The sequence below is a fragment of the Rhodoplanes sp. SY1 genome, assembly GCF_046000175.1.
Taxonomy (GTDB): Bacteria; Pseudomonadota; Alphaproteobacteria; order Rhizobiales; family Xanthobacteraceae; genus Rhodoplanes.
This window is the reverse complement of record NZ_JBEOMB010000036.1, coordinates 1-12,253: the sequence shown is the minus strand read 5'-3', so window position 1 is coordinate 12,253 and position 12,253 is coordinate 1. Positions and strand designations below refer to the sequence as shown.

Annotated in this window: 12 protein-coding genes; 11 read left to right on the top strand and 1 reads right to left on the bottom strand. The window is 70.1% G+C overall.

Annotation, left to right across the window (positions count from 1 at the left end):
* Positions 1–72: 72 nt before the first annotated feature.
* The 9 genes from ABTU92_RS10445 to ABTU92_RS10405 all read left to right on the top strand — a co-directional run bounded on the left by ABTU92_RS10445 (position 73) and on the right by ABTU92_RS10405 (position 9,819).
* Positions 73–888, top strand: coding sequence for an isochorismatase family cysteine hydrolase (locus tag ABTU92_RS10445; protein WP_408090291.1), 816 nt, complete (start codon positions 73–75; stop codon positions 886–888).
* Positions 885–1,916 (top strand): ABC transporter substrate-binding protein, encoded by a 1,032-nt coding sequence (locus ABTU92_RS10440; RefSeq protein WP_408090289.1) that lies wholly within the window; start codon positions 885–887, stop codon positions 1,914–1,916. Before ABTU92_RS10445 ends, ABTU92_RS10440 begins: the two co-directional genes overlap by 4 nt.
* A gap of 153 nt (positions 1,917–2,069) precedes the next feature.
* Positions 2,070–2,861, top strand: coding sequence for an SDR family NAD(P)-dependent oxidoreductase (locus ABTU92_RS10435; RefSeq protein WP_408090287.1), 792 nt, complete (start codon positions 2,070–2,072; stop codon positions 2,859–2,861).
* 187 nt (positions 2,862–3,048) lie between these two features.
* Positions 3,049–4,503 (top strand): allantoinase AllB, encoded by a 1,455-nt coding sequence (gene allB / locus ABTU92_RS10430; protein ID WP_408090285.1) that lies wholly within the window; start codon positions 3,049–3,051, stop codon positions 4,501–4,503.
* Positions 4,500–5,396, top strand: coding sequence for an ABC transporter ATP-binding protein (locus tag ABTU92_RS10425; RefSeq protein ID WP_408090283.1), 897 nt, complete (start codon positions 4,500–4,502; stop codon positions 5,394–5,396). The genes allB and ABTU92_RS10425 overlap by 4 nt, the downstream gene beginning before the upstream one ends.
* A gap of 276 nt (positions 5,397–5,672) precedes the next feature.
* Positions 5,673–6,446, top strand: coding sequence for an ABC transporter permease (locus ABTU92_RS10420; protein WP_408090281.1), 774 nt, complete (start codon positions 5,673–5,675; stop codon positions 6,444–6,446).
* A 31-nt stretch (positions 6,447–6,477) separates the two neighbouring features.
* Positions 6,478–7,926: an amidohydrolase family protein gene (locus ABTU92_RS10415; protein WP_408090279.1), complete on the top strand. Its 1,449-nt coding sequence runs from the start codon at positions 6,478–6,480 to the stop codon at positions 7,924–7,926.
* Between the two features lie 31 nt (positions 7,927–7,957).
* Positions 7,958–9,058, top strand: a complete 1,101-nt coding sequence (locus ABTU92_RS10410; RefSeq protein WP_408090277.1) for a ring-opening amidohydrolase — start codon at positions 7,958–7,960, stop codon at positions 9,056–9,058.
* 125 nt (positions 9,059–9,183) lie between these two features.
* Entirely contained in the window at positions 9,184–9,819 is a 636-nt protein-coding gene (locus ABTU92_RS10405) for a YceI family protein (protein WP_408090275.1), read from the top strand.
* A gap of 22 nt (positions 9,820–9,841) precedes the next feature.
* On the opposite strand, the gene ABTU92_RS10400 is transcribed toward ABTU92_RS10405, so the two are convergent.
* Positions 9,842–10,768, bottom strand: coding sequence for a LysR family transcriptional regulator (locus ABTU92_RS10400; RefSeq protein WP_408090273.1), 927 nt, complete (start codon positions 10,766–10,768; stop codon positions 9,842–9,844).
* A gap of 174 nt (positions 10,769–10,942) precedes the next feature.
* On the opposite strand from ABTU92_RS10400, the gene ABTU92_RS10395 reads away from it, so the two are divergent.
* Both ABTU92_RS10395 and ABTU92_RS10390 read left to right on the top strand, forming a co-directional pair.
* The gene (locus ABTU92_RS10395) at positions 10,943–11,881 is read left to right on the top strand and encodes a ring-cleaving dioxygenase (RefSeq protein WP_408090271.1); all 939 of its coding nucleotides are present in this window, start codon (positions 10,943–10,945) and stop codon (positions 11,879–11,881) included.
* 95 nt (positions 11,882–11,976) lie between these two features.
* On the top strand, positions 11,977–12,253 hold a 277-nt coding region (locus tag ABTU92_RS10390; RefSeq protein WP_408090269.1), incomplete at its 3' end, for an alpha/beta hydrolase.

Genomic DNA, 12,253 nt, shown 5'->3' with positions numbered 1-12,253 from the left:
CGGATGTCTCCTCCAAGTCGTTCCGAAGCCTCACGAAACAGCTTCTCCCGAACCTCCGAGAGTGCCCCGCCGATGCCGTCCCCCGCCTCCGGTCCGACCTCCGGCGCTCCCCACACCTCCCTGGTGCGTCCGCGCCGGCCGGAGCGCATCGTCCGCTTTCCGGCCTCGGCCGGTGGCACCGTGGCGATCGACCTCGGCCGCACCGCGCTCGTCGTCGTCGACATGCAGAACGACTTCCTGCACCCCGACGGCTGGTTCCCGCGGGCCGGCATCGACACGGCGCCGGCGCTCTCGATCGTGCCCGGCATGGTGGCGCTCGCGGCGGCGCTGCGCCGCGCCGGCGCGCCGGTGATCTTCGTCAACTGGGGCGTGCGGGCCGACGTCGCCAATCTCTCGGCTTCGCTGCTCGACAAGGGCCGGCGCGGCGGCACCCGCCCTGGCTATGCCGAGCCGGCGCCGAGCGGCCAGGGCCGAATTCTCGTCCAGGGCGACTGGGGCGCGGCGACCATCGACGCGCTGCCGGTCGAGGCCGGCGACCTCGTGGTCCACAAGCACCGCTACTCGGGCTTCCACGACAACGAGCTCGACTCGATTCTGCGCGGGCGCGACGTGACGACGTTGCTCATCGCCGGCATCAACACCGACCGCTGCGTGTTCGCGACGCTCACCGACGCGAGCTTCCGCGGCTACGACTGCGTGCTGCTCGCCGACCTGTGCGCCACCGTGGCGCGGCCGGGCGTCAGCGACACGATCCTCGAGCTCGTCGACCTGCTCTACGGCACGGTCGCGACCGGCGCCGCGCTGGTCGCGGCGCTCGATGGCACGCCGTCTGCTTCGCCGTCCCCCGCCCCCTCCGCTCCCCCCACCCGACAGGAGACTTCTCGATGAGGCTCGCCTCCCTGCGCACCGCCCTGATGGCGGCCGCCGCGCTCGCCGCCGCGGCGCTGCCCTCCGCCGCCTCGGCGGAGACCAAGCTGAAGATGGTGCTGAACTGGAAGTACCAAGGGCCGCAGGGCTTCTTCTTCGTCGCCCAGGACAAGGGATACTTCAAGGCCGAGGGCCTCGACGTGACCATCGACCAGGGCGACGGCTCGGCCGCCGCCGTGCCGAAGGTGGCGAGCGGCGCCTACGACATCGGCTTCGGCGACCTCAATGCGTTGATCGAGTTCGCCGCCAAGAAGCCCGAGGAGGCGCCGGTCGCCGTCTACGTAATGTTCAACCGGCCGCCCTTCACGGTCGCCGTGAAGGCCGACTCACCGATCAAGACCCCGAAGGACTTCGAGGGCAAGACGCTCGGCGGCGCCGCCAACGACGGCGCGCTCAAGCTGTTCCCGGCGCTGTGCAAGTCGGCCAAGATCGACTGCACGAAGGTGAACATCACCAACATGGCGCCGAACCTGCGCGAGCAGATGCTGATGCGCGGCCAGGTCGACGGCGTGTTCGGCTACGTCAACACGATCAGGTTCAGCGCCAAGCTGATCGGCGTGAAGGACGACCAGATCCGCTTCATCAACTACGGCGACTACGGCATGGACCTCTACTCCAACGCCATCATCGTCTCGAAGAAGCTGGTGAAGGAGAACCCGGAGGCCGTGAAGGGCTTCCTGCGCGCCCTCAACAAGGGGGTGGTCGAGTCGCTGAAGGATCCGAAGGCATCGGTCGCGAGCGTCGCCAAGCGCGAGCCGCTGATCAAGACCGACGTGGAGCTGGAGCGCTTCGACGCCACCGTGAAGGACGAGATGAACCATCCGGAGATCGCCAAGATCGGTCTCGGCAGCATCGACCCGACGCGGCTGAAGACCGCGATCGACATCCTGGTCGACGCCAACGGCCTGCCGCGCACGCCGGCGACGAGCGAGATCTTCGACCCGTCGTTCCTTCCGCCGGCGTCCGATCTGCCGAAGAAGCTGTTCTGAGGCCCTTCGAGGCTGGTCATTCCGGGGCGTCGCGAAGCGACGAACCCGGAATCCAGCCGCGACACTCTGATTGCCGCTGGATTCCGGGTCCGGCGCGATGCGCCGGCCCGGAATGACGGCGGTGGCAATTCCAACCAAACAAGAAGAACCCTGATGAATCTCGATCTCGCCGGCCGTGTCGTCCTGGTCACCGGACCCGCCAAGGGGATGGGCGCCGCCATCTCGCTCGCCTTCGCGGACGAAAACTGCCGGCTCGCGCTGGTCGGCCGTGACACCGCCGCGATCGCGCCGGTCGCCACCGAGGCGAAGGCGCGCGGCGCCGACGCGATCGTGATCGCCTGCGACATCACCGACGCGGCGCAGTGCAATGCGGCCGTGGCGAAAGCGACCGAGACCTTCGGCCAAGTCGACATCCTGGTGAACGTCGCCGGCGGCTCCGGCCCGATCGGCAAGACCGGTGCGCAGACGACGCCCGAAGAATTCGACGAGATCGTGAAGCTCAACATGGGCGGCTGCTTCAACACCATCCGGGCCGTGCTGCCCGGCATGATGGCGCGCCGCTTCGGCAAGATCGTCAATGTCGGCGGCACCTTCGGGCTTCGGGGGAGGGCTGGCCGGCTCGCCTACTCGGCCTCCAAATGGGGCCTGCGCGGCATCACCAAGAGCTTCGCGCTGGAGGCCGGTCCTCACAACATCAACGTCAACTGCGTCGCCCCCGGCATGGTCGAAGGCCCGCGCTTCCGCGACAAGGTGTGCGCCAACATGGCAAAAAAACTCGGCATCTCGGTCGAGGAGGCGGCGAAGCGCCATGCGGAGGATTATGCGCTGAAGCGCGTCTCGACCGACCAGGACGTCGCCAATGCCTGCCTGTTCCTGGCGAGCGACGTGTCCCGCCAGATCACCGGTGTCGACCTGCCGGTCGACGGCGGCTGGGCGATGCTGTGAGCGCGCACATGAGTCACGGTAGCAGTATGCCCACCCTTCCCCTCATGGTGAGGAGCGCTCCGCAGGAGCGCGTCTCGAACCATGTGGCCACCCGAGCGGGGGCCGCGTCCTTCGAGACGGCCGCTGCGCGGCCTCCTCAGGACGAGGTGAAACACATTCGTCGGCGCGGCGCCTGAAGGAGACCATCATGACAGCCGATCTCGTCATCCACGGCGGCACCGTGGTCACCGACACGACGACGTTTCCGGCGAGCGTCGCCATCAAGGACGGCCGCGTCCTCTCGATCGGCGCCCGCGAGGCGATGCCGGATGCGGCCGAGACGCTCGACGCCACCGGCCTGCACATCCTGCCCGGCGCCATCGACGTGCACGTGCATTTCCGCGAGCCCGGCTACACCCACAAGGAGGACTTCGGCACCGGCACGGCGGCGGCCGCGTTCGGCGGCGTGACGACCGTATTCGACATGCCGAACGTGATCCCTCCGACCGGCACGGGCGAGGCGTTGGCGGCGAAGCAAAAGCTCGCCAGCGAGAAGGCCTATGTCGATTACGGCCTCTATGGCCTGCTCGGCGAGGACACGATCGCGCATGTGCCGGACCTCGTCGCCGGCGGCGTGATCGGCTTCAAGCTCTACATGGGCAACACCTTCGGCAACATCCCCTCGCCCACGACGGGCGGCATGCTGGAGGCGTTCGAGGTGGTCGCGCCGACGGGCAAGCGCGTGTCGCTGCACGCCGAGACGGCGTCGATCATGGCGCGACGTGAGTCACGTCTGCGCGCGGCGGGGCGCAAGGATCCGCTGGCGCATCTCGCGGCGCGGCCCGCCGTCGTCGCGGTCGAGGCGGTCTCTCGTGCGGCGGTGCTGTCCGAATGGACGGGCTGTCGCATCCATGTCCTGCATATCTCCTCCGCGGAGGAGCTGCGCCCGCTCGCCGATGCGAAGGCGCGCGGCGTCGACGTGACGGGCGAGACCTGCCCGCAATATCTGCTGCTCGGCGCCGAGGACTACGGCCGCATCGGCCCGGTGATCCGAGTCAACCCGCCGGTGCGCGAGGCCCGCAACCAGGCGCCGCTGTGGGCGGCGCTGAAGAGCGGCGTGGTCGACATGATCGCCACCGACCACGCCCCGCACATCCCCGACGAGAAGGTGCGCGACGACATCTTCACGGTCGACTGCGGCTTCCCCGGCGTCGAGACCCAGATGCCGCTGATGCTGACCGAGGTCGCCGCCGGCCGCATGTCGATCAGCGACTATGTGCGGTGGAGCGCCGTCAACCCTGCGAAGGTGTGGGGCCTCTATCCTCACAAGGGCATCCTGCAGCCGGGCGCGCATGCCGACATCGCGATCGTCGATCTGAAGCGCGCCTGGACGATCGACGATCAGAAGCTCCAATCGCGCGCAAAAATCACGCCGTGGCACGGGCGCGCCGTCACGGGCCTGCCGATCCACACGCTGGTGCGCGGCCGCTTCGTGATGAAGGACCGCACGCTGGTCGAGAGCGCCCGCGGCACCGGCCGCTCCGTCCACACGGTTCAGGACATGCCGGCGCCATGCGTCGCCAACCCCGACGCCGCCATGACCGAGATCGTGAAGGTCCCGGCCTCTTCGCGCGGCCCCGCCGCCACCGGAGCTGCCGCATGAGCGCCACCGTCGTTCCGCTCGGCCCGCAGCCGATCTCGCCGGCGTCGCCTGCGTCCGGCCCCGCCGTCGCGCCGATCCATCTCGACTCCTACGTGGAGCTCGAGCGCACCACCGTCACGTATGGTCGCGCGCCGAATGTCGTGCATGCGCTGGCGGAGACGAATCTGAGGATCGCCAAGGGCGACTTCGTCGCGCTGGTCGGCCCGAGCGGCTGCGGCAAGTCGACCATCCTGAAGCTGGTCGGCGGGATTCTGCGCGCGTCGTCCGGCTACGTGTATGTCGCGGGCCGCGAGGTCGAGGCCGAGCCGGTGCGCATCGGCATGGCGTTCCAGAACCCGACCATGCTGCCGTGGCTGACGATCCGCGACAATGTGATGATGCCGCTGAAGATCGTCCCGCCGTTCCGGGCCGAGTACCGCAGGAAGCGCAAGGGCGAGTTCCGTGATCGCGTCGAGGCGCTGCTCGCCCAGGTCGGCCTCAAGGGCTTCGGCGACAAGCATCCCTGGCAGCTCTCCGGCGGCATGCTGCAGCGCGCCTCGCTGTGCCGGGCGCTGGTGCACGATCCGCAGCTCCTGCTGCTCGACGAGCCGTTCGGCGCGCTCGACCAGTTCACCCGCGAGGAGCTGTGGGCGATCATGCAGCAGCTCTGGATCACCCGGCGGCCGACCGTGCTCTTGGTGACGCATGATCTGCGCGAGGCCGGCTATCTCGCCAACCGCATCTGCGTGATGAGCGCGCGCCCCGGTCGCATCATCGACGACAAGGTGTTCGAGGCGCCGCGCCCGCGCACCCTCGCGATGACATACGAGCCCGACTTCGTCGCCATGACCCAGCGCCTGCGGGAGCTGATCGTCGAGGCACGCACCGACGAGCCGACGGAGACGGCGCCATGATCCAATCCGCGACCTTCGTCATGGCCGCCTTCCGCGTCTCCCCTCTGGGAAACTTCGGTGCTTCTTGCGTTCCCTCCCCCCTTGTGGGGGAGGGACAGGGAGGGGGGTACGCCACGTACACCGAGTTTGCCGCTCACCCCCCTCCCCACCCCTCCCCCACAAGGGGGGAGGGAGCAGGTCGCGGCGTGCCGCACAGTTCCGAACCCCAATCGGTCGTGACTGAGGGACGTCCCAAAAGTCGAGCCCGCGTCTCAGTTGGCGCAGGAGGTTGCTGACATGAACTCCAACCTCCAACGCAAAATCGCCTCCGTCGTTCTGATCGTCGGGCTGTTCGTGGTGTGGGAGGTGCTGTGCCTCGCCTTCGGGGTGAGCGACACGGTGCTGCCACGGCCGAGCCAGATCTTCGCGACGCTGTGGCAGCGTTTCCCGGCGCTGTGGCCGCACACGCTGCAGACGCTGTACACCACGATGCTCGGCTTCGTGCTGGGCGTCGGCATCGGCATCGTCATCGGCGTGCTGATCGGCTGGTCGAAGCTCGCCTACGACGTCGCCTATCCGCTGCTCGTCGGCTTCTCGTCGATCCCGAAGGTCGCCGTGGTGCCGATCTTCGTCCTCTATTTCGGCGCCGGCACCGTTCCGGCCGTGCTGACCGCGCTGATCATGAGCATCTTCCCCGTGGTCGTGAACGTCGCGACCGGGCTCGCGACCACCGAGCCGGAGCTCGAGGATGTGATGAAGACGCTGCGGGCGACCAAGTTCGACATTCTCTGGAACGTCGGGCTGCCGCGCGCGATGCCGTACTTCTTCGCCTCGCTGAAGGTCGCTGTGACGCTCGCCTTCGTCGGCTCGGTGATCTCCGAGACGGTGGCGTCGAACCGCGGCATCGGCAACATGATGATGATCGCCTCGTCGTCCTTCGACGTGCCGCTCGTCTTCGCCGGCCTGTTCATCCTGGCCGCGCTGGGCGTCATTCTGTATGGCATCTTCTCGCTGATCGAGGGCCGCATCACCGGCTGGGCGCACCGCAAGACCGAGTTCGCGATGGGGTGAGGCGCGATAGCGTCACGCAGGAGCTTTCGTCATGACCACCCTCGACGCTGCCGTTGTGATCCCCGGGCCGGACGGAGCGACGCTGTCCGATCGGGCGATCACGCTCGGCAACGGTCGCGTCGCGGCAATGGAGCCGTCCGCGGCGGCGGCCCGCAGCGGTCGCCTGGTGATGCCGGCCCTGGTCAACGCGCATGATCACGCCCGCGTCGTGCGCTCCAGCCAGATCGGCAACTTCGACGTCGCGCTGGAGGCGTGGCTGCCGCATCTCGCCGCCATCCCGGCGGTCGATCCGTGGCTCACGGCGGCGGTGGCGTTCGGGCGCAGCGCGCGCGCCGGCATCGCGGTCGAGATGGCGCACTATACACGCGTCCAGGGCCTGACGGCGTATCTCGACGAGGCGCGCGCCGTGGCGAAGGCGGCCCGCGACGTCGGGATCCGGATCGCGTTCGCGGTGCAATGCCGTGACCGGAATCCGCTGGTCTACGGGCCGCACGGCGATCTGCTGCGCCGGCTGTCCCCGGCCGCCTGCGCGTGCGTCACCGAAAAGCTGACACGCGCGCCGCTGCCGGCGGCCGAGCAGATCGCGCTGGTGGAGGCGACGGCCGAGGCGATCGCGGGCGACGGCGTCACGGTTCAGTACGGCCCGGCGGGCCCGCAATGGTGCAGCGACGATCTGCTCGCCCGCGTCGCCGAGAGCGCCGCGGCGCACGGCCGGCGCGTGCACATGCATCTGCTGGAGAGCCACTACCAGCGTGCCTGGGCCGACGCGACCTATCCGCAGGGTTTGCTGAACCATCTCGATGGACTCGGTCTCGTCAACGAACGGGTCTCGTTCGCGCACGGCACCTGGCTGCGGCCCGACGAGATGGAGCTGATCGCGGCGCGCGGCGCCACCATCGTGGTCAACACCTCGTCCAATCTGGTGTTGCGCTCCGGCGTCGCGCCGGTCGCCGAGATGTTGAGGCGCGGCTGCCGGGTCGCCATGGGGCTCGACGGTGTCGCGCTCGACGAGCAGGAGGATCCGCTCGCCGAGATGCAGCTCGCCTATCTGCTGCACAAGGGCGAGGGCTTCGCCACCGCGATGTCGCGCGACGATCTTTTGGGGTTCGCGCTGCGGGCCGGCCGTTTCGCCGTGTTGGGCGAGGACGCCGGTGGCACGGTCTCGCCCGGCGCGCAGGCCGACCTCCTGGTGCTCGACTGGGACGCGCTGACGGCCGACCGGCTCGACGACACGGTGCCGCCGCTGGAGACGGTTTTGGCGCGCGCACGGCGACGCCACATCAAGGACCTTTACGTCGGCGGGCGACAGGTGGTCCGCGACGGAACCGTCACCGGTGTCGACCTGCCGGCTCTGGAAGCCGAGCTGCTCGCGACCCTGAAGGCCCGCTTCGGCACGACGTCGGAGATCCGTGCGGTGCTGCCCGCGCTGCGCGCCGCGCTCGCCGGCCATTATGCCGCCGAGACGTTCATCTGTTCCTGATCCGTCCATCTGATCATTTCGAGAGTTGGTCATGACCCGCCGCGCCTCTGTCCACCGCATCGCCGCCGCCGCCCCGGACGACGTGTCCGGCATCGAGGCGGCGATCGCCGACGGCCGCATCGACCCGGCCGGCATCGTCGCCATCTTCGGCAAGACCGAGGGCAACGGCTGCGTCAACGATTTTGCCCGCGGCTTTGCGACCCAGTCCCTCGGGTTGATGCTGCAACGGCACATGTCGGCCGCGGAGGCGCACGCCGTTTGTCTCGTCATGTCCGGCGGCACCGAGGGCGGGATGTCGCCGCACTGGACCGTGTTCGAGCGGCGCGAGACCACCGAAGCTCCGAACGGGGTCGCGCTCGCCATCGGCCGCACCCGCACGCCGGTGTTGCCCTTCGGCGATCTCGGCCGCGTCGCCGAGGTCGACATGGTGGCGGAGGGCGTGCGCGCCGCGATGGCGGACGCCGGCATCACGGATCCGGCCGACGTGCATTTCGTCCAGATCAAGTGCCCGCTGCTCACGCTCCAGCGCATCGGCGAGGCCGAGGCGAAAGGCGAGACGGTCGCGACCCGCGACACGCTGAAGTCGATGGGGCTTTCGCGCGCCGCCAGTGCGCTGGGGGTCGCCGTCGCGCTCGGCGAGATCGCACGTGATCAGATCACGGACGACAAGATCGCGACCGACTGGTCGCTGTGGTCGGGCCGCGCCTCGTGCTCGTCCGGCATCGAGCTGCTCGACCACGAGATCGTCGTGCTCGGCTCGTCGCCGGCCTGGGCCGGGCCGCTGGTGATCGATCACGCCGTGATGGCCGACGGCATCGACGTCGAGCCGGTGCGCGCCGCGCTGCGCCGCCTCGGCTTCGCGGCCGACGGCCAGCTCTCGCCCGCCGAGCGCGGCCGCCTCGTCGCGCTGCTCTCCAAGGCCGAGGCGAGCCACGACGGAAAAATCCGCGGCCACCGTCACACCATGCTGGACGACTCCGACATCTCCGCCACCCGCCACGCGCGCGCCTTCGTGAGCGGCGCGCTCGCCGGTCTCGTCGGCCACGCCGAGATCTACGTCTCGGGCGGCGCCGAGCACCAGGGCCCCGACGGCGGCGGCCCGGTCGCCGTCATCGCGACGCGGGCGGGGTGAGCGACGGTCCGGCGCCGTCCGGCCGCGGCCCGCGCCGCAGCGCGTCGTCGGCCCGCCATCCTGGCCGCCCAAACTTCGCCGCGCGCGCTTGCGACAGGGACGCGGCGAGGAATTTGGAGACTCCCATGACGACATCGATACGGGCCGCCGGCGCGGCCGTCCTGGTCGCCGCTCTGCTCGCCGCCACGCCGCTCACGGCCCAGACGGCGCCGGCCGAGCTGCCCGGCAAGGTCGACGTGTCGCGCGTCGCCGGCGGCACCTACAAGGTCGACCCGGACCACACCCAGGTGGCCTTCACGGTCAATCATTTCGGCTTCACGGACTATTTCGGCCTGCTCGGCGGCAGCACCGGCACGCTGACGCTCGACCCGAAGCGGCCCGGCGCGGCGCAGGTGACCATCGAGATCCCGCTCGCCGCCGCCGTCACCACCAGCAAGGAGCTCGACGCGCATCTGCAGGCGGCGGACTTCTTCGAGACGGCGAAATTCCCCAAGGCGAGCTTCCGCTCCACCCGCGTCGAGGTCGACGGCGAGCGCGCCCGCATCGTCGGCGACCTCACGCTGCGCGGCGTCACCCGCCCGGTCGTGCTCGATGCCCGCTTCACCGGCGCCGGCGTCAACCCGATGAACAAGGCCGCCACCATTGGCTTCGAGGCGACCACCTCGGTCAAGCGCAGCGAGTTCGGCATGAAGTTCGCGCTGCCCGTGGTGAGCGACCAGGTCGATCTGCGCATCGTCGCCGCGTTCGAGAAGGCGGAGTGACGCGGCGCCGCTCCGCCGAGAGCTACCCCCTCCCGACCGGCTCCTCGCCGGCGATGAAGCGGCGCAGCTTGGCGATCTCGGCTGCGAGGAAGTCGAGGAACACCCGGACCCGGGCGGCGTGGCGGAGATCCGGGTGGGTCAAGAGCCAGAGATCCGCCGCCAGCGCCGGGTCGGGCGGCGCGAGGCGCACCAGCGCCGGGCGCGCGTCGCCGATCAGGCAGGGCAGGTGGCCGATGCCGAGCCCGCTCTCCACCGCCTCGGCGAGCCCCAGCACCGAGTTGACCCGATAGGCGACGCGCTCCGGCGCGACGTTCGCCCGTACGTATTTCACTGCCTGCAGTGCAGCGAGGTGCTCGCCGAGCGCGATCCAGTCGCGCCCGTGGAGCGCCTCGGCGTCGGCGGGCGCACCGTCCGGAAAGTCGACGGCGCGGCCGTAGAGCGCCCAGGCGATGGTCGCGGCGCGACGGCCGACCAGCGTCTCGGGCGGCTGGTCGGTCGCCCGGATCGCCACGTCGGCGTCGCGCTTGGAGAGGTTGAGGGCCTGGTTGGTCAGCACGATGTCGAGCCGCACGTCCGGGCAGGCGAGCCGGAACTTGGCGAACAGCGGCGTCAGCAGGTGGACGAGCAGCGAGTCGTTGGTCGTCACCCGCAGCTCGCCCGAGGGCGACACCGCCTGGCCGGCGAGCCGACGGGTCACGGCGGCGACGTCCTCGTCCATCCGCCGGGCGAGCCCGATCATCTCCTCGCCGGCCGCCGTCGCGGCGTAGCCGGCGCGATGCCGCTCGAACAGCGGCGTTCCGAGCGACGCCTCGATCTGGCCCAGCCTTCTGAAGACGGTCGAGTGGTTGATGCCGAGCAGCCCGGCAGCCGCCGGCAGCGTGCCGGCATCGGCGATCGCCTTGATCAGGCGAAAATCGTCCCAGGCGAGGGGTTTTTGGGAGTCCGGCATCGGGGGTGCGTCTCGTATTTTCCGCTCCGCAATACAGCGGGCTTTTGCGCACTTCAAGGATTGCAGTGTCGCAATGGCGCCGCAGCGATCGGGCTGCCATCTTGGGCGGGACAGAAGCGGGCGAGACCCGCGCCGGGACATCCCGGCACCCCCGGAGAACCTGGAGAACCCCCCATGGCCCACGGCATCCATCATGTGACCATCATGGCCGGCCGCGCCCACCGCAATCTCGACGTCTACACCCGGACGCTGGGCCTGCGGCTGGTCAAGAAGACCGTCAACTTCGACGACCCGAGCACCTATCACTTCTATTATGGCGACGAGACCGGCCGGCCCGGCACTATCGTCACCTTCTTCCCGTGGGAGCACGCATCCCCCGGCCAGTCCGGCGTCGGCGAGACGATCGAGACGGCGCTGCGCATCCCGGAGACGGCGATCGCGTTCTGGACGCACCGGCTGGTCGAAGCGGGCCTGCGCCACGAGGCGCCGGCAAAACGCTTCGGCGAGACCGTGATCCGCTTCCGCGATCCGGACGGCACCCGCCTCGCGCTCGTCGGCGTGCCCGGCATCGAACGCGAGTCGGCCTGGAGCACGGCCGAGATCCCGGCCGAGGTGGCGATCCGCGGCGTCCACGCGGTCGGCCTCCTGGTCGCCGACACGGCGCCGACGGGTGCGATCCTGACTGGCGTGCTCGGCTTCGCGGAGATCGCCCGCGACGAGGACGTGGTGCGCTACCGCGCGACCGACGCGGCTGACGACACGCCGGGCGCCATCGTCGACCTGCACCGGGCGGGCGCCCCGTTCCGCGGCCGGCTCGGCGCCGGGTCGGTCCACCACGTCGCCTTCCGGGCGGCCGACGACGCGGCGCAGGCCGACATGGTGACGCGGCTATCGGCCGAGCACGGGCTGCGCACCACCGAGCAGCGCGACCGCAACTACTTCCGGTCGGTCTACTTCCGCGAGCCAGGCGGCGTGCTGTTCGAGATCGCGACCGACGTGCCCGGCTTCGCCGTGGACGAGCCGGTCGCGGCGCTCGGCACGGCGCTCAAGCTGCCGGCCCAGTACGAAGGCCGCCGCGCCGCCATCGAGGCCGTCCTGCCCCAGGTGGCGTGAAAGCACGGGCGCTGCTGTTCCCTCTCCCCGCGTGCGGGGAGAGGGTGGCTCGCCGGCGCGAGAACTCCCTTCTCCCCCTCACCCCCGAGGACCAGATGTTCGTCGCAACGACAAAGACCTCAGCGCTCGATCTGCATGTCCACCGCTTCGTCCCGGCGACCGTGCCGGGCCGGCCGCCGCTGTTGCTGCTGCACGGCACCGGCGGCGACGAAACCGACTTGATCGGGCTCGGCCAGTCGCTGGCGGCCGGTGCGGCGCTGCTGTCGCCGCGCGGCAACGTGCTGGAGGGTGCGGCGCCGCGCTTCTTCCGCCGGCTCGCCGAGGGCGTGCTCGACCAGGACGACGTGCGCCGTCGCGCCGCCGACCTCGCCG